The following is a 17,914-nucleotide window of genomic DNA, read 5'->3' as shown; positions in this document are numbered from 1 at the left end:
CGTTAGCTACTCCCTTGAGTGTATTTATTATACCAAAATTTTTGTATTTTTCAAGGCAGAGCTGTTATTTTTCAAACTTTTCTTCCGTCCATTCGATTTTCATCTGATAGGAAGCAAAAAGCTGATCATCGTCGGCTCTTTTCAAATCATAGTGAAGTTCCAAAGCCTGATTTTCTACATCTAAGTGATAGTGCTGAGTGTCCGTCACAAAATGCTGAGCTCCTAGCGGAGTTGGGATGGATACTACATGCTGACCATTCTTGATAAAATGAAGAATGGTTTTTGGCTCAGAAAAGCGGGTCATGGTCAGCTTGTCCTCATTAAACTTCAGAACGACCTTTTCCTGCTCCTCGCTCTGATAAATCAAATAGTGATTGCTTCCTTTTTGTGCCCATTCTACATCATAGACCTGGTCAATCAACTCCATTTGCTCATCTAATTTGATTTGATTTCTCATTCTGATTTTCATTATTTTCTCACATTCCTTGTTTCTTTCTTCTATTTTACCAAAAATTTCTTGAGAATTCTTCCTTTCTACTTCAGGCTTTGAATGTCGCCCACTGAGCATTTATGATATAATAGGACTATGGTTGAAAAAGTATTTCGGGACCCGGTTCACAATTATGTGCATGTGGATCATCAGGTCATTTATGATTTAATCAATACCAAAGAATTTCAACGGCTGCGTCGCATCAAACAGCTGGGCACTTCTGGCTATACTTTTCACGGCGGGGAGCACAGCCGTTTTTCGCATTGTCTGGGAGCCTATGAGATTGCTCGACGCATCACCAAGATTTTCAATGAAAAATACAGCGAGGTCTGGGATAGTCACGAAAGCCTGCTGACCATGACTGCTGCTCTTCTACATGATTTGGGGCACGGCGCCTATTCACATACTTTTGAGCGCCTCTTTGATACTAATCACGAAGATATTACGCGGCAAATCATCACCAGTCCAGAGACAGAGATTCATCAAGCCTTGGTACAGGTTTCGCCAGATTTCCCCGAAAAGGTGGCTAGCGTCATCAACCATACCTACCCCAATAAGCAGGTGGTCCAGCTGATTTCCAGCCAAATTGATGTGGATCGGATGGATTATCTCTTGCGGGATTCCTTCTTTACTGGTGCTTCCTATGGGCAATTTGACTTAACCAGAATTTTACGAGTGATTTGTCCAGTAGAAAATGGCATCGCCTTCAAGCGCAATGGCATGCATGCGGTAGAAGATTACGTTGTCAGCCGCTACCAGATGTACATGCAGGTTTATTTCCACCCGGCCAGCAGGGCTATGGAAGTTTTGCTGCAAAATCTGCTCAAGCGGGCCAAGTTTCTCTATCCGGCTCAGAAGGATTATTTTGCGCTGTCATCGCCCAATCTCATTCCATTCTTTGAAAACAGAGTGACCCTGCAGGATTATCTTGCCTTGGATGATGGTGTTATGAATACCTATTTCCAAGTTTGGATGACTAGTCCAGACAAGATTTTATCTGACCTGGCTCAGCGTTTTATCAACCGCAAGGTCTTTAAGTCTATCGTCTTCTCTCAGGAAAACGAAGCGCATTTGGATATAATGCGAGACCTAGTTGGACAGGTTGGCTTTGACCCTGATTACTATACTGCTATTCATCGTAATTTTGATTTGCCTTATGATTTCTACCGGCCTGACGTTGAAAAACCCCGGACTCAGATAGAAATTCTGCAAAAAGATGGCAGCCTAGCAGAACTGTCCAGCCTGTCTCCTATCGTTCATTCGCTAGCCGGGACCAGACAAGGCGATAATCGCTTCTACTTCCCCAAGGAAATGCTAGCAGAGACCGGACTTTTCAGCGAAAAAAACCAGACCTTTATGCACTATATCAAAAACGACCAATTTACCTACGGAGAATAATATGTCTATCAAATTAGTTGCCGTCGACATTGACGGCACCCTTTTAAATAACCAAAAAGAAATCACTCCTGAAGTCTTCAGCGCTATTCAGGATGCCAAGGCTGCTGGTGTCAAGATCGTCATTGCAACCGGCCGTCCTATTGCAGGAGTTCAAAAGCTTCTCGAGGAGCTAGGGCTTAATCAGCCAGACAACTATGTCGTTACCTTCAACGGCGGACTGGTGCAGGATACTGTTACAGGTCAAGAATTAATCAAGGAAACACTGACTTATGACGACTATCTCGATATCGAACTGCTCGGGCGAAAATTAGGCGTTCACATGCATGCCATCACCAAGGACGGCATTTATACTGCCAATCGCAACATCGGCAAGTACACTGTTTACGAGTCCAATCTTGTTAACATGCCTATCTTCTACCGCACGCCTGAAGAAATGACTGATAAAGAAATCGTCAAGTGCATGTATATTGATGAGCCAGAAATTCTGGATGCGGCCATTGCCAAGCTTCCACCAGAATTGGCCGAAAAATATACACTGGTTAAATCCGCTCCTTTCTATCTAGAAATTGTCAAAAAAACTGTCAATAAAGGAGCTGCTATCCTCCATCTAGCTGAAAAACTTGGCTTGAGCAAGGAGCAGACCATGGCTATTGGTGATGAAGAAAATGACCGTGCCATGCTGGAAGCAGTCGGATCTCCTGTTGTCATGGAAAACGGCAGAGAAGAACTCAAGAAAATCGCCAAATACATCACCAAGTCGAACGAAGAATCCGGCGTAGCACACGCTATTAGAGAGTGGGTTTTAAAATAATGTTTAGCTACAAAATTGGAATTTCAGCTCAGGAACACGATGATTTTGTCACGGCTCATCCGCAGGCCAATCTCCTGCAGAGCTCTGCTTGGGCTCAAATCAAGGACAACTGGGGAAATGAACGCTTGGGCTTCTACAAAGACGGCCACTTGGTTGCTGCAGCCAGTGTCCTGATTAAACCACTGCCCTTGGGGATGACCATGCTTTATATCCCTCGCGGTCCTATTATGGACTATAGTGACAAGGAGCTGCTGACCTTTGTTTTGGCGTCGCTCAAGAAATTTGCCAAGGAGAAAAAAGCGCTCTTTATCAAGTTTGACCCTAGCCTCTTTCTGGCAGAAAGCAAGATGGGGGGCCAATTGCAAGACAATACCGAGACTGTTGAGCTGATTCAAGAGCTGCAACAAGCAGGAGCTGTCTGGGTCGGACGGACGGAGTCTCTGGACGAAACCATCCAGCCTCGCTTGCAGGCCAATATTCATAAAGAAGACTTCAGCGAGGATCTGCTTTCTAAAAGTACTCGTCAGGCTATTCGTACAGCCCGTAACAAAGGCATTCAAATCCAATTTGGCGGAGCAGAACTATTGGATGACTTTTCAGCCCTGATGAAGAAAACGGAAAATAGAAAAAACATCCACCTGCGTGGCAAAGACTATTACCAAAAACTCTTGGATACTTATCCTGAGCACTCCTACATCACCTTGTCTAGCATTGATCTAAAGGCACGCTTGGAAGACTTGCAGACTCAGCTGACCAAGACACTCAAGGAAGCAGAGAAATTTACCGAGAAAACCAAGCCCGGCAAGATTGAGAATAACCAGCAAGAACAGAAACGCCTCCAAGAAGAGATTGACTTTCTGCAGGACAAAATCAGCCAAGGGGCTGCTGTCGTTTCCCTGTCTGGCACACTGGTCTTGGAATACGGCAAAACCTCTGAAAATATCTATGCCGGGATGGACGAGGAGTACCGCCGTTACCAGCCAGCCATCATCACTTGGTACGAAACAGCCAAACATGCTTTTGAGCGCGGAGCTGATTGGCAAAATATGGGCGGAATCGAAAACGACCTCAAGGGTGGTCTCTATAGCTTTAAATCCAAGTTCAATCCGACCATTGAGGAATTTGCTGGTGAGTTTAACCTTCCGACCAATCCCCTCTACCATCTTTCCAATTTCGCTTACACCTTCAGAAAGAAACTGCGCAGCAAGCATTAACAGAAAGGAAGCCTATGACCTTTAAACTTCTCAACCAAGAAGAATTCATCCAGCATACCTCAGCTAGCTCCCAACGCTCTTTTATGCAGACCGTGGAAATGGCAGAGCTGCTGAGTAAGCGGGGCTTCAGTACCCAGTATGTCGGCTACACCGACCCGCAGGGACAGGTCGTGGTGTCTGCTGTCCTTTACAGTATGCCGATGACTGGCGGCCTCCATATGGAAATCAACTGCGGCCCTGTTTCTACCGATGCTCAATACCTGACTCCCTTCTATCAAGCTTTGCAGGCTTACGCTAAAAAAGAAGGCGTCCTGGAGCTCATCATCAAGCCCTACGAGACTTATCAGACCTTTGACAGCAATGGCCAGCCCACATCTGATGAAAAAGTCGAGCTTATCCAGCAACTGACTGATTTGGGCTTTGACTTTGACGGCTTACAGACAGGCTATCCAGGCGGGGAGCCTGATTGGCATTATGTCAAAAACTTAGCTGGTCTGACGAAGAAAGACTTGCTCAAGTCCTTCAGTAAAAATGGCAAGGCGACCGTCAAAAAGGCGAATACCTTTGGTATCAAGCTAAAAAGACTAGAACGTGACCAACTTAGCGTTTTCAAAGACATCACAGCTGCTACTTCTAACCGGCGGGAATATGATGATAAGCCACTAGACTACTATCAAGATTTTTATGATAGCTTTGGACAGCAGGCGGACTTTATGACAGCCAGTCTCAACTTCAAGGACTATCTTCAGAACTTACAAAAGGATCAAGAGAAACTGGGCCAGAAAATTCAGAAACTGCAGGCGGACTTGGAAAACAATCCTCAATCTGAAAAGAAGCAAAATCAGCTGCGAGAGCTTTCCAGCCAGTTTGACAGCTTTGAAATCCGCAAAGCAGAGGCTCAAGAGCTGATTGACAAGTACGGCGACCAAGACCAAATCCTGGCTGCCAGCCTCTTTATCTATACTCCTCAGGAAGCAACCTATCTTTTCAGCGGCTCCTATCCTGAGTTTAATAAATTCTACGCCCCTGCCTTGCTGCAGGAATACGTTATGACCGAAAGCATCAAGAGAGGCATTCCATTTTATAATTTTCTCGGAATCATGGGAATTTTCGACGGTTCTGACGGTGTTCTGCGCTTCAAGCAGAACTTCAACGGCTTCATCGTCCGAAAAATGGGGACTTTCCGTTATTATCCTAACCCACTCAAGTTTAAGCTGCTTCAGCTCATAAAGAAAATTCTAAGACGTTAAAAAACCAAGGTCCCCCTTGGTTTTTTTGTATGTTTATCTATAACGAGGTGTCGCAAAACCACGGATATTTCCGTGACCGATGCGGTAAGTGTTGCGTTTAACTACGTTATTGCTGTTGCCTTCAATCGTGTGAATGATGCCATTTTCAACTTTTTCGACAATACCGATATGATCAGCCCAGCCATCATTTTGCTGGCTATTTTGATCCCAGTTAAAGGTGATGATATCGCCCGCTTTAGGGGTAGAATTACCATCTTCATTCCAGATACCTAGACGTTTAAAGATGTGAATATGGCGCTCAACACCACATTCGCGACCAATGAGATCGCTCAAGCCTTCTCTTTGGAAAATAACTGTTGTGAAAATGTCGCACCAGTCATCTGAATTCTTCACAGCATAACCGACTGGTAGCGGTCTAACGCTATTATAGTCATTGACCAGACGGTGGTGCTCGGCACTGCCTCCCTTGACGCCAACCATCGCTGCTGCTGCTGCAAGAACACGATCACGCTGACTGCTAGGCGATTGAGGATGCTTAATAGAAATCGTGGTCTTCTCTCCACCAGCCCCTTGCAGCTGATTGCGATTATTCAAGTAATATAGGTGAACATTGTACTCGCCTTGGCTATTTTTATGATCTCTTGCATAAACATGCTTACGATAAGTACCATCAGCTTGGCGTTCCGCCGTATACCACTGAATATCATCTTGTCCATTTTGACTGGACCAAGTTGGCAAATAGACAGTTTTGACACCTTCTGGAGCTACAACACCAGAAACGACGATATCAAATTCACCAGTTTCATTATTTTTATTTTGGATACTGATTTTACCCTGTGGTTTCTCCCCTGTCGCAATGGACACCTTGGTCGTTGTACCGCCAACACCGACCATCTTGCCGTCGTTTTGGATATAGTACAAGTGGACACTGTAGTCGCCAACAGAATTTTTGTGCTCGCTGGAACGGACAGTAAATTTATAAGTACCGTCTGACTGTTTCTGTGCCTTGTGCCAGATGATGTCATCCTGACCATTCTCATTTGACCAAGTTGGAAGCAAGACTTCGCGAACACCTTGCGGGCTAGAAACTTCTGACACGATCACATCGAATGTACCGGTCTTGGGATTGTTGTTGGCAATAGTCAACTTGCCTTCTGGTTTAGCAACGGAAGCAAGACTAACCTTAGTCGTCGTACCACCAACGCCAACCATCTTGCCATCGCTTTGGACATAGTACAAGTGGACACTGTAGTCGCCAACAGAGTTCTTATGCTCGCTGGAACGGACAGTAAATTTATAAGTACCATCTGACTGTTTCTGTGCTTTGTGCCAAATGATGTCGTCCTGACCTTGATCATTTGACCAAGTCGGAAGCAAGACTTCACGAACCCCTTGCGGGCTAGAAACTTCAGACACGATCACATCGAATGTACCGGTCTTTGGATTGTTGTTGGCAATAGTCAGCTTGCCTTCTGGCTTAGCAACTGAAGCTCGAGTGACTTTAGTCGTTGTACCGCCAACACCGACCATCTTGCCGTCGTCTTGGATATAGTACAAGTGGACACTGTAGTCGCCAACAGAATTTTTGTGCTCGCTGGCACTAACGGTAAATTTATATGTACCGTCTGACTGTTTCTGTGCCTTGTGCCAGATAATATCATCCTGACCTTGATCATTTGACCAAGTCGGAAGCAAGACTTCACGAATCCCTTGCGGGCTAGAAACTTCTGACACGATCACATCGAATGTACCGGTCTTGGGATCGTTGTTGGCAATAGTCAGCTTGCCTTCTGGCTTAGCAACTGAAACCTTAGTCGTTGTACCACCGACGCCGACTAACTTACCGTCACCTTGAACGTAGTACAAGTGAACACTGTAGTCGCCGACAGAATTTTTGTGTTCGCTAGCACGGACAGTAAATTTATATGTACCGTCTGACTGTCTTTGAGCCTTGTGCCAGATGATGTCATCCTGACCTTGCTCATGCGACCAAGTTGGAAGCAAGACTTCACGAACACCTTGCGGGCTAGAGACCTCGGACACGATCACATCGAATGTACCCGTCTTGGGATTATTGTTAGCAATAGTCAACTTACCTTCTGGTTTCGCAACTGAAACCTTAGTCGTTGTACCACCGACGCCGACCAACTTGCCGTCATTTTGGATATAGTACAAGTGGACACTGTAGTCGCCGACAGAGTTCTTATGCTCGCTGGAACGGACAGTAAATTTATAAGTACCATCTGACTGTTTCTGTGCTTTGTGCCAGATGATGTCATCCTGACCATTCTCATTGGACCAAGTTGGAAGCAAGACTTCACGAACCCCTTGTGGGCTAGAAACTTCAGACACGATCACATCGAATGTACCGGTCTTTGGATCGTTGTTGGCAATAGTCAGTTTGCCTTCTGGCTTAGCAACTGAAACCTTAGTCGTTGTGCCACCGACTCCGACTAACTTGCCGTCACCTTGAACGTAGTACAAGTGAACACTGTAGTCGCCAATAGAATTCTTATGCTCGCTAGAACGGACAGTAAATTTATAAGTACCGTCTGACTGTTTCTGTGCCTTGTGCCAAATGATGTCATCTTGACCTTGATCATTTGACCAAGTTGGAAGCAAGACTTCACGAACCCCTTGCGGACTAGAAACTTCAGACACGATCACATCGAATGTACCGGCCTTTGGATCGTTGTTGGCAATAGTCAACTTACCTTCTGGTTTCGCAACTGAGACCTTAGTCGTTGTACCACCAACGCCGACCAACTTGCCATCACCTTGAACGTAATACAAATGAACATTGTATTCGCCCGTAGAACCTTTATGGTTGGCAGCATTAACAGTCAGCTTATAAGTTCCGTTAGCTTGCTTCGTTGCAGTATACCAAACAATATCATCTTGTCCACGCTCACTGGACCAAGTCGGAAGTTTAACTTCCTGAACTCCATGTGGTGCGGAAACTTCGGAAACAACAACATCAAATGTGCCAGTTTTTGGATTATTATTTTGAATACTAATCTTACCTGTCAGAGGTTGTTTAACCAAAGTAGCTCTAGCTGTAAATCTTCCAGAATAGTCAATGCTCTGGTCAAAAACATGCTTACCAGAAAGCAGCTGCGCTTGAGAAGTAAATTGCCAAGCTCCTGCTCTGCTATTATACTTCAAATTTTTAGCGTCATTTGCACTTAGCTTAGGTGCTGGATACTGAGCAATCCAAAAATTATCAAGGCCAAAGAGAGATGTATTAATTGAACCTTTGTGGCGTAGGTTATTCTGGTCAACCCAGCTAGCACTTGTGTAATACATCAGATTTGCATATCCCTGCTTGCGCATTTCATCTGCCCAAGCCTGAGTATGCTGGTTGATCCCCGATTGCATTTTAGGGTCTTCCATATCATTAACCATGACTGTATTTTTAGGCAAGGATAGTTTATTAGCAAAAGCAGCATAGTAACGGGCCTCTGCTCTCGCTTCTGCATCATTTGTATAATGCGAGAAGGCATAGGTTGATACTTGCAAACCAGCTGCTTGCGCATTTCGAACCTGAGACTCAGCATAAGGATTTGTATAGTGGGTTCCTTCTGTCAGTTTGACAACGACACCGCCAACACCTTTGGATGCTAATTGGCGATAGTCTTCTACGCTGATATGGCCGTTATGACTACTCACATCCACAAAGGTAGAGCCCTTGATTTCTGCTTGTGAATTCCCACGCGCTGTTTGTCCAGATGAAGAAGCCGCATTATAAAAAGAAGTACTGCCTTTTTTGGATGCAGGACTAGCGCTGATCGCTGGGGAAGTCTGCTCAGCCTTTACTGGATTCTGAATCGCTTCAGAAGTAGCTATCTTTGCTTGTTCACTCGCTTTATTTTCTGGTACATTTTCCTTGACCAGACTAGCAGCAGGTGCCAGATTTTCTGGTGCCTTGTATACTGGACTAGCTTCAAATTTTGCGGCCGAGCTTTCTTGTTTGACTTGACGGTCAGTAGACACCGCTTCTGGTAAGGCTACCTGCTGAGGTTGATGATCCTTTTCTACTTGAAGTTCTGCCTTAGCTACTTCAGGATCTGTGGTTGTCGGCGCATTTTCTTCTGCCTGTACTACGTTAGCCGTTGCTGCTAGCAATATAGCTGTACTGGCTAAATAGATAAGTTCCTTTGATTTCACCTTTTATCTCCAAACTTTTAAAAAGCTTGCCACCTTTAAGGCAACAAGCCATTTATTGTTATTCTTATTTCACAAAATCAAGAAGAGCTAGGAAGCTTTCAGCTTCAAGTGACGCTCCACCAACAAGGGCACCATCAACGTCTGGGCAAGCCATGTATGAAGCAACGTTTTCAGGTTTAACTGAACCACCATATTGAACGCGAACTTTGTCAGCAACTTCTTGACCAAAGTCAGCTGCTACAACGTCACGAACAACTTTACACATTTTTTGTGCATCGTCTTGTGAAGCTGATTTACCAGTACCGATAGCCCAGATTGGCTCATAAGCGATAACAGTTGCAGCAACTTGTTCAGCTGTCAATCCAGCAAGAGCAGCAGATACTTGAGCGCCTACGAATTCAGCAGCTTTACCAGCTTCGTAAGTTTCAAGGCTTTCACCACAACAGATGATTGGAAGCATACCATTTGCAAAAATTGCTTTTGCTTTTTTGTTGATATCTTCGTCAGTTTCATGGAAGTAGTCACGGCGTTCTGAGTGACCGATAACAACGTAGTCAGTACCGATTTCTTTCAAAACTTGTGGGCTTGTTTCACCAGTGAAAGCACCTGCATTTTCAAAGTAGCAGTTTTGAGCAGCAACTTTAAGGTTTGAACCTTTTGCAGCAGCAAGAACAGTTGTCAAATCAACTGCAGGAGCTGCGATACCTGCTTCAACAAGGTCTGATGAAGGAAGTTTTGATGCAACTGCTTCAACGAATGCTTTTGCTTCTTCTGGATTTTTGTTCATTTTCCAGTTACCAGCGATAAATGGTTTACGTGACATTTCACATACCTCTTCTATTTTTATTTATATGGGCTATTATATCATAAGTAAGCAAATTAATAAAGGTTATCCACAATTTTTCATCAAATCGTAATGTTTCTACGAGTTATCCACAGTCTTGGCTGTGAATAAACCATTCAAAGACCTCGAAGTCGTCTTTTACTTCCTATTTTCCAGCAGTTCTTCTATATCTGTAATGACTCTGGCCTGCATTTTATTTAGCTTATCTATCTCTGCAGCTGAGTACGGGAAAGTGTTCAGCAAGATTCCATCAATCCCAACAGCTTGAGCAATAGCCATATCCGTAGAAAAATCATTGCCAACCATCACCGTATCTTCTGGATTGAACCGATTCTCCTCCAGTACGAGTTCTAACCATTCTGCTTGTGGTTTTTTGATCTGATAATCAGAAGAAATGTAAATTTTATCCAGATAGGGAGCACAACCCGTCAATTCAATTTCTGGCATTGTAAAAGCCTTTTGAGCATTGGATAGCAATATAATATCGCCTCCCTGGTCCTTAATGGCCTTTAAAACTTTGAGGGTATTCGGATAGGCATGGAGCTGACGACGAGACAAACTCCGAAAAGTCACAGCCAACTGCTCTCCCCAAGCCTGCACATCTGGAAGCGGAGTCTGGGTTTCATGCTTAGATGGAGCTTCCTGCAAGAGCTGGATGAAAACCGCCACCAAATCAACCTCGGGATAGGCCACGCTTTTCTCTTGCGCTATCTTGCTTTCTTGCTTTACTACCAATTGTCCATATTTCTTTTTCAAGTCTTCTGGCTGATAATCTGCTCCATATGCTGCATAGATGCGGGAAAGATGCAACCATAAAGTCGGATCATCTTCATCAGTCCGGATATCTACTAGTGTTCCGTAAAAGTCAAAAAGATAATGTTTATATTCTAACTTGTGCATTTTCTCCCCTTTCGCCAGTGACAAACATGGTAAAGGTCGCCTTACATACATTTCTACCGTCTTGATTGGTAATATCCACATCTACCACTCTAGTCGTTCGGCCAGCATGGACACATTTCCCCGTGATACTTAGGATATCGCCAAGCTTAGCCGCTTTGAGATAGTTGATGGAGGATTGTAGGGTCACGGCGTCAGCTCCTTGTGAAATGACAACCAAACCACTAATCTGATCGCACAAAGTGAACAAGTAGCCTCCATGTGCATTGCCATAATAGTTTAGAGAAGAGGGGACGACCTCTGTGGTTACTAAAACATGGCCATCTTTGGCCTCCTCAATTTTATAGTTTTCAAATGCTGAAATCGCATCAAAATGAAAATCTTTCATTCCTCACTCCATTAATTTTGCTTATACTTCATCATACTACTTTTACTAGCAAGGAACAATGATTATATGCACATTCCAATGGAAAAATTTTTTCTACCAGCTATTCAAATCCCCAGTACTCCTGATCTATCAGCCGATTGGACTAGTAGCTTGGAAATAAAGTTCTAAGCCAAATTAGGCTGGTAATGAATTTAAAAATTTTCAGCTGAAGATTTGCAAGACAAAACATTAAACTAGGTTGGAAATCACTCCAACCTAGTTTGTTCTATTTTCTTTTGATAAAGGTAGGAAATCAAAGCCAGTCCTATTACCCCCAGACCAATCAGAAGGAAGGAAAGGGTGCGAACACTCGGCAGCAGCGTCATCAGAAAAGTCGCAGGAGGCATGAAAAGAATTGCCAGCGTGTAAATCGTTGAGAAAACGCGGCCTAGATACTGCTTATCCACCTTGGTCTGAACCTGGCTGAAGAAATGAATGTTGAACACAGTCATAAAGAGCTCGCAGATAAGATTACCAGAATAAGAAAAATATGGATGAACTGGTATCAAGGCAGAGAGGCCCATGACTGCTACCCCGACACCGGTCAATAGCAGGGCTACAAGTAGATTTCCCATACTGGCCTTAACCTTGCTGGCTAAAATAGCTCCGATAATCGAGCCAATAGCCCCCAAGCTCAGAACAGTTGCATAAGAGCCGGTCTTGCCGTAGAGCTGATTGGTAAAAGGCAGCAGGTAATTAAAGGCAGCAAAGAAAAAGTTGACTGCAGAAGCTACCAAGAGCAGAAAGAAGATTTCCTTTTGCTGGCGGATATAAACCAAGCCTTCCTTGATATCTCTCAGGATATTGCCAAGATTGATGGGCGACTGCTGCTTGCTTGGCTCATGATTAGGCAGAAAATAAACCAAGGCAAAAGCCAGAAAGAAGCTCAGCGCATCCAGTTGAAGAGTCACGCGCAAATTTGCATACTGCATCACGATAAAAGACAAGACCGGAGCTGAGACACTGATAACCTGCAAGGCCAATTCCAGATGAGAATTGTAGGCCACAATGTCTTCCTTGTCCACAATTTCGGTAATATAAGACTTATTAGCTGGCCGAGAAAAGGCAAAGGCTATAGCCTGAACTACATTGGCAAAAATCAACGCTCCAATCATGAGCTGGTCATTTGAAATAAAAGAAATCAGCAGACAAAGACCAGCACAAATCAAATCTGTTACCATCAAAACCTTACGCCTGGAAAAGCGGTCCGTAATGGCTCCTCCAAAAGGATTGAATAAGATGGAAGTAACTAGCTCTGATATCTGATAAATGCCCAAGACCGTCTGTCCCAGAGCTCCCAAAGAAGCAAGCCAGATGCTATTTCCATAGTCATAAAGCATATTTCCAATTTTATTAATAGCAGCCCGTGTAATCAGCTGTGCTGCCTGTCGATTCATAAAAATACCTCCTTCCATTTCTGGAACTATTGTAACAGGAATAGAGGGAGGTTCTTTATTTTTCCCATATTTGGGAAATTATGCTTTTACAAACTTATCGAAATGCTCTTGATAATAGGCGACTTGCTCAGGTAAATTCAGCACTTCAAAGATATGCATGGCTTCCTGCATTTGCGTGATGCCCTGCTTCTTCTGCTCCTTCTGATAAGCAGCAAACCCCTTGAGATAGAGGAACACATTGCGTTCATAGAGTTTAATGCCCTTGCCAATGATTTTCTCTACGTAAGCCTCAAAATAACTAGCCTTATCAAAAGAACGACTTTCCAAACAATGCTGGTAGCAATTGAGCGCTAAAATCAAGACTAGTCTCTTATGGCGACCGATTTCTTTGTAGTAGTCCTCTCGCTCCATAACTTCCTTGCCCAGACGGTAGACGTAGTCCACATCATAGAAGCTATAGAGATTGCCAAATAGGATAAGCTCATACATAGTCCAATCTTCCACTTGGAAGAGATAATCAGCCACCTTATCTAAACCCTCTTGCCTCATGCGAAACTGACTGTCTCGCTGACAAATCAAGCCCTGCATCAAAATCCAATTCAGTTCATAGTAAAGAGGCGCGCTGCTGGCCTCGGCCTTTTCCAACTGCTCCGCTTGCAAGTCTTGAAATCCCTTGATGTCATTTGAGTAGTAAAGAGGGATAATCTTACCCATCATGGCCACGTGCTCATGCTGCTGGAAATTCCGTGCCTTGTCTATAAAATTTTCAAGGGTCACATGAATATTATCCAAGAGATCTAAAAATTTCGAGAGGGTCATGTCCGACTCACCCAGCTCAAAACGAGACAGCTGAGAAGTCGAGCAAACCTGACCCGCCGCTTCCTTCAATGAATAATGTCCATTTAAACGAAAATCACGAAAAACTTTGCCTAAATCTTCCATTTGTTTACCACTTCAATTCCTTTAATTGCTGTTTCGCTTCCCTAGTCGCTTCTTTCAAAACTATCTTCACCGCCCCTTGTTCGGATTTTATTTTCAGACGAGGCTCTTTTCGTCAAAATCTTATCGGCTGAAAATCGGAAAAGGCAGATTCTGCCAAAAGAACTTATATTACATGAAGAATAGTTTATTTTCCTCGAAAAAATCTCAGAACACATGTAAAAATTCGTTTTTTACTCTTTTTTGGCTGATTCCACATGTGAATTAAGCATTTTGAGCTCTGGGGAGCTCATTTCTAACGGAAACTAGGCATTCCTGCATAGATTCAATTCACTCCTCCTACACCTTCTCCGCCAGTTCTTCCCATTCTAACATAGCTTCTTCTTGGGCGGCGGTCAGCTGGTCGATTTGCTGCTGGCTCTCCATGAGTTCGGCGGCGTCATTAGTGGCCTCCATGGCTTCCTGAAGCTGACTGATCTGACTGTCCCAGTCCTCGATTTGCGCTTCCAATTGCTCTAGGCGGCGGGCCAGCCGGCGCTGTTCTTTCTGGTTTTCCTTTTGAAGCTGATAGTCATTGGCAGGGGCAGGCTTATCAGAATCAACCTGCTCCGTCTCCTCACGCAAGGCTTCCTGCTCTGCCTTTTTCTCCAGATAGTAGTCATAATCACCTAGATAAAGGGTGGAACCAGTCTCAGAGAGCTCAACAATCTGGGTGGCTACGCGATTGATAAAGTAGCGGTCATGGCTGACAAAGAGCAGGGTTCCGTCAAAGTCAATCAGAGCATTTTCCAGCACTTCCTTGCTGTCAATGTCCAGGTGGTTGGTCGGCTCGTCGAGGATGAGGAAGTTGTTGTTTTCCATAGACAGCTTGGCTAGGAGCAGACGCGCCCGCTCTCCACCTGATAGCATGCCGACAGACTTCTTGACATCGTCTCCCGAGAAGAGGAAAGCGCCTAAGCGATTGCGAATCTCGACCTCTGGCGTCAGCTTGAAGTCATTCCATAGCTCATCAAGTACCGTATTGCTGGCAGTCAGTTTACTCTGGGTCTGGTCATAGTAGCCCACTTCCACATTAGCCCCCAGCTGTTCCTTGCCTCTGATGAAGGGTACTTGCCCGATTAGTGATTTAATCAAGGTCGTCTTTCCAATCCCATTTGGTCCGACAATAGCTACCGCATTAAACTTGCGAATGTCAAGGTTAATCGGCTCCGACAGCACTTCCTCACTATAGCCAATAGCTGCATCTTCCAAGGTCAGAACAACATTGCCCGAAACTTTATCAGATTTGAAAGTCATATTAGCCGAGCGACTGCCGGTCTCCGGCCTGTCCAAACGTTCCATCTTTTCCAGCTGCTTGCGACGGGACTGAGCCCGCTTGGTTGTGGAAGCCCGAACTAGATTGCGATTAACAAAGTCCTCCAGCGCAGCGATTTCTTTCTGCTGCTTTTCGTAGTTCTTAGCTTCGGTGGCCAGCTTCTGCTCCTTTTGGACCACAAAGCTAGAGTAATTGCCCACATAGCGATCCAAGGAATGCTTGGTCAAGTCCAGCGTGATGGTCGCAACCTTGTCTAAGAAATAGCGGTCGTGGCTGACGATGATGAGGGCACCTTTATAATTTACCAAATAATTCTCCAGCCAGGCAATGGTCTCGATATCCAAGTGGTTGGTCGGCTCGTCCAGTACCAGCAACTCTGGCTTTTCCAAAAGCATCTTAGCCAGAGCCAGACGAGTATTCTGCCCGCCCGACAACTCAGAAATCTTCATCTGCCACATGGACTGGTCAAACTTGAAACCATTCAAAATCGCTCTAATATCGGCCTCATAGGTAAAACCACCTTTCTGGCGAAAGTCCTCTGACAGCTGGTCATACTGGGTCATGAGAGCCGTCAGCTCTTCTCCTGACAACTCTCCCATTTGGAGCTCCATTTGCCGCAAGCGCTTCTCCTGCTGGCGCAGGCTATCAAAGACCAGCAGCATCTCGTCGTAGATAGTATTCTCCGACTCAAAGCGACTGTCCTGAGCCAGATAGGACAAGGATAAGTCTCGTTTTTTATTGATTTGACCAGAAGTCGGCTCTTCCTCGCCCACTAAAATCTTGAGCAGGGTTGACTTACCAGCTCCGTTTTTACCGACCAGTGCAATCCGGTCACTCTCATCCACCTGCAGGTCGATATTATCAAAAAGTAGCTCCCCTGCAAAAGAGCGTTCAATCTTGTTTGCTTGTAAAATAATCATAAGACCATTATAGCAGATTTCCAAGTACAGGGCCATTGGCTGTCATAAAAAATGCAATCCAAACTATCTGTCTCTCAAGCCAATTCAAAGAAAAATTTTAAATTTTTTCGCAAGTACTCCGACCAGAATATCCTGTCTAGTGATTGAGCACCAAGCTTTCCCTACCATCAAATCAGACTTTAAATATATTGGCATGCCCAATAAAGCCGATAGAGTTCAATTCTATCGGCTTTATTTCCTATTCAATCATTTGCGTTTCGGCTAGTTTCTTATACCAGTGAGCGGATTTCTTCGGATAGCGTTCCTGCGTTTCGAAATCTACGTAGAATAAGCCGTAGCGTTTTTCATAACCGTTAGACCAAGAAAAGACATCCATCAGAGACCAGATAAAGTAGCCCTTGACATTAGCCCCATCCGCAATCGCATCGGATAAAACTTCCAAATGCTGCTTGACATAGTCAATCCGAGCATCGTCGTAAACCGTATTGTCCACAAATTCATCTTTATAACCCAGACCATTTTCTGTGATATAAATCTTCTTGTAGTTTGGATAATCTTTCTTAATCCGCATGATTTGATCATAAAGACCTTGCGGATAGATAATCCAATCCCAATCAGTTTTTGGTATATGGGTTGGAGATTCTCTGCGCCCTACACCCTTAATCTGGTACTTGGAGCTTCCCTTTTCGCCTTTTCCGTTATGGATAATTTCTGTTTCACCATCAAAGTCGCGCATCCAATCACTCATATAGTAGTTGATGCCAAGGAAGTCATTGAGGTCTTTAGCTGCTTCTAGAGCCGCAAAGTCTTCATCTCGCAAATCCAGCTGGCCACCATTAACCTTAAGGATGTGATTCACTCCTGCCAGAGTTACATCAGAATAGTGCCCCAGATAAGTCGCATCTAAGATAAACTTGTTATGAATAATATCTTCCAACTCAGCCGCTCTGACATCTGCTGGATTTTCTGGATCGTAAGGATATTTTGTCGGAAGTGCATGAACAACACCGATTTCACCCTTGTATCCCTTGTCCTTATAAAGCTTAACGGCACGGGCATGAGAGACCATCATGTTGTGATGGGATTGGAAAACCTTGGCCAAGTCATACTGAATACCCGGAGGAAATTTTCCGACTAAGTACTGACCATCACCAATGGGACCAATTTCATTGAAAGTTGTCCAATAGCGAACTTCTGGAAATTCTTCAAAACAGAAAGCTGCATAGTCCACAAAGTGCTCAATATTTTCCCGATTGAGGAAATCGCCATTTGAATGAAGAGCCTCTGGTGTATCAAAGTGGTGGAGGGTCACAAAAGGTTCTACATGGCGCTTGTGGCATTCTGCGAAAAGATTATGGTAAAATTCCACACCTTTTGGATTGACCTCGCCATATCCTGTCGGGAAAATCCGTGACCAAGCGATTGAAATCCGAATCCCATTGACACCATACTCTTCAGCCAATTTCAGATCCACAGGGTACTTGTGGTAAAAGTCGCTGGCAGGTTCTGCCGTGTACCAGTAGTTATCCTCTAGGTATTTATCCCAGGCAACAGGTCCTTTTCCATCTGTGTGGGTTGCTCCCTCAGCTTGATAGGCTGCTGTTGCACCACCGAAAATAAAATCTTTAGGTAAGCTTTTTGTCATCTTATTTTCCTTTCAATAGCATTTGGAGAGTGGGACAGAAATCGGTAATTCGTTAGAATTCGATTTCGTCGTCCCACCTCCGCACAGTTGAGTAGGGCTATAAAAGCTGATGAAATCAGCGTAGTAGAGCCCACTCAACCACTGCGTCTTGCTCGACAATCCAAAGACAATTGAGAGGCTAGGACTTTTGTCCCAAACTC

13 protein-coding genes are annotated in these 17,914 nt (G+C 44.4%); 4 read left to right on the top strand and 9 right to left on the bottom strand.

Features of this window, described 5'->3' with window-relative positions; translation table 11 throughout:
* Nucleotides 1–64 precede the first annotated feature (64 nt).
* Entirely contained in the window at nucleotides 65–469 is a 405-nt protein-coding gene (locus tag PAN94_RS05805) for a YwiB family protein (protein ID WP_285875089.1), read from the bottom strand.
* A gap of 117 nt (nucleotides 470–586) precedes the next feature.
* On the opposite strand from PAN94_RS05805, the gene PAN94_RS05800 reads away from it, so the two are divergent.
* The 4 genes from PAN94_RS05800 to PAN94_RS05785 are packed head-to-tail and all read left to right on the top strand — an operon-like array spanning nucleotide 587 to nucleotide 5,163.
* A complete protein-coding gene (locus tag PAN94_RS05800; protein ID WP_285875088.1) occupies nucleotides 587–1,888 on the top strand; it encodes an HD domain-containing protein in 1,302 nt (433 codons plus the stop codon).
* A gap of 1 nt (nucleotide 1,889) precedes the next feature.
* On the top strand, nucleotides 1,890–2,699 hold the full coding sequence (gene yidA / locus PAN94_RS05795; RefSeq protein WP_285875086.1) for a sugar-phosphatase: 810 nt from the start codon (nucleotides 1,890–1,892) through the stop codon (nucleotides 2,697–2,699).
* Complete coding sequence (locus tag PAN94_RS05790) at nucleotides 2,699–3,913, top strand: aminoacyltransferase (RefSeq protein WP_285875085.1); 1,215 nt, start codon at nucleotides 2,699–2,701, stop codon at nucleotides 3,911–3,913. The genes yidA and PAN94_RS05790 overlap by 1 nt, the downstream gene beginning before the upstream one ends.
* A gap of 14 nt (nucleotides 3,914–3,927) precedes the next feature.
* Entirely contained in the window at nucleotides 3,928–5,163 is a 1,236-nt protein-coding gene (locus tag PAN94_RS05785) for an aminoacyltransferase (protein ID WP_285875084.1), read from the top strand.
* 33 nt (nucleotides 5,164–5,196) lie between these two features.
* Here the strand turns inward: PAN94_RS05785 and PAN94_RS05780 are convergent, their stop codons facing one another.
* The 8 genes from PAN94_RS05780 to lacG form a co-directional block, all read right to left on the bottom strand.
* Nucleotides 5,197–9,330: a GBS Bsp-like repeat-containing protein gene (locus PAN94_RS05780; RefSeq protein ID WP_285875083.1), complete on the bottom strand. Its 4,134-nt coding sequence runs from the start codon at nucleotides 9,328–9,330 to the stop codon at nucleotides 5,197–5,199.
* Between the two features lie 64 nt (nucleotides 9,331–9,394).
* Nucleotides 9,395–10,153, bottom strand: a complete 759-nt coding sequence (gene tpiA / locus PAN94_RS05775; RefSeq protein WP_048763789.1) for a triose-phosphate isomerase — start codon at nucleotides 10,151–10,153, stop codon at nucleotides 9,395–9,397.
* A gap of 159 nt (nucleotides 10,154–10,312) precedes the next feature.
* Complete coding sequence (locus tag PAN94_RS05770; protein ID WP_285875082.1) at nucleotides 10,313–11,074, bottom strand: HAD family hydrolase; 762 nt, start codon at nucleotides 11,072–11,074, stop codon at nucleotides 10,313–10,315.
* Nucleotides 11,055–11,459, bottom strand: a complete 405-nt coding sequence (locus tag PAN94_RS05765) for a PaaI family thioesterase (protein ID WP_285875081.1) — start codon at nucleotides 11,457–11,459, stop codon at nucleotides 11,055–11,057. Before PAN94_RS05765 ends, PAN94_RS05770 begins: the two co-directional genes overlap by 20 nt.
* Nucleotides 11,460–11,704: 245 nt before the next feature.
* The gene (locus tag PAN94_RS05760) at nucleotides 11,705–12,895 is read right to left on the bottom strand and encodes an MFS transporter (protein ID WP_285875080.1); all 1,191 of its coding nucleotides are present in this window, start codon (nucleotides 12,893–12,895) and stop codon (nucleotides 11,705–11,707) included.
* Between the two features lie 78 nt (nucleotides 12,896–12,973).
* Nucleotides 12,974–13,837 carry an Rgg family transcriptional regulator gene (locus tag PAN94_RS05755; protein ID WP_285875079.1) on the bottom strand — a complete coding sequence of 288 codons (864 nt, stop codon included), beginning with the start codon at nucleotides 13,835–13,837 and terminating at the stop codon, nucleotides 12,974–12,976.
* 336 nt (nucleotides 13,838–14,173) lie between these two features.
* Nucleotides 14,174–16,069 (bottom strand): ABC-F family ATP-binding cassette domain-containing protein, encoded by a 1,896-nt coding sequence (locus tag PAN94_RS05750; protein ID WP_149555695.1) that lies wholly within the window; start codon nucleotides 16,067–16,069, stop codon nucleotides 14,174–14,176.
* Between the two features lie 238 nt (nucleotides 16,070–16,307).
* Nucleotides 16,308–17,714, bottom strand: a complete 1,407-nt coding sequence (lacG, locus tag PAN94_RS05745; RefSeq protein ID WP_002899825.1) for a 6-phospho-beta-galactosidase — start codon at nucleotides 17,712–17,714, stop codon at nucleotides 16,308–16,310.
* Between the last annotated feature and the right edge of the window lie 200 nt (nucleotides 17,715–17,914).

Origin of the sequence: Streptococcus sp. SC1 (assembly GCF_030272855.1) — a bacterium.
In the GTDB taxonomy this organism is placed as follows: domain Bacteria; phylum Bacillota; class Bacilli; order Lactobacillales; family Streptococcaceae; genus Streptococcus.
This window is presented reverse-complemented; position numbering and strand designations above follow the sequence as displayed.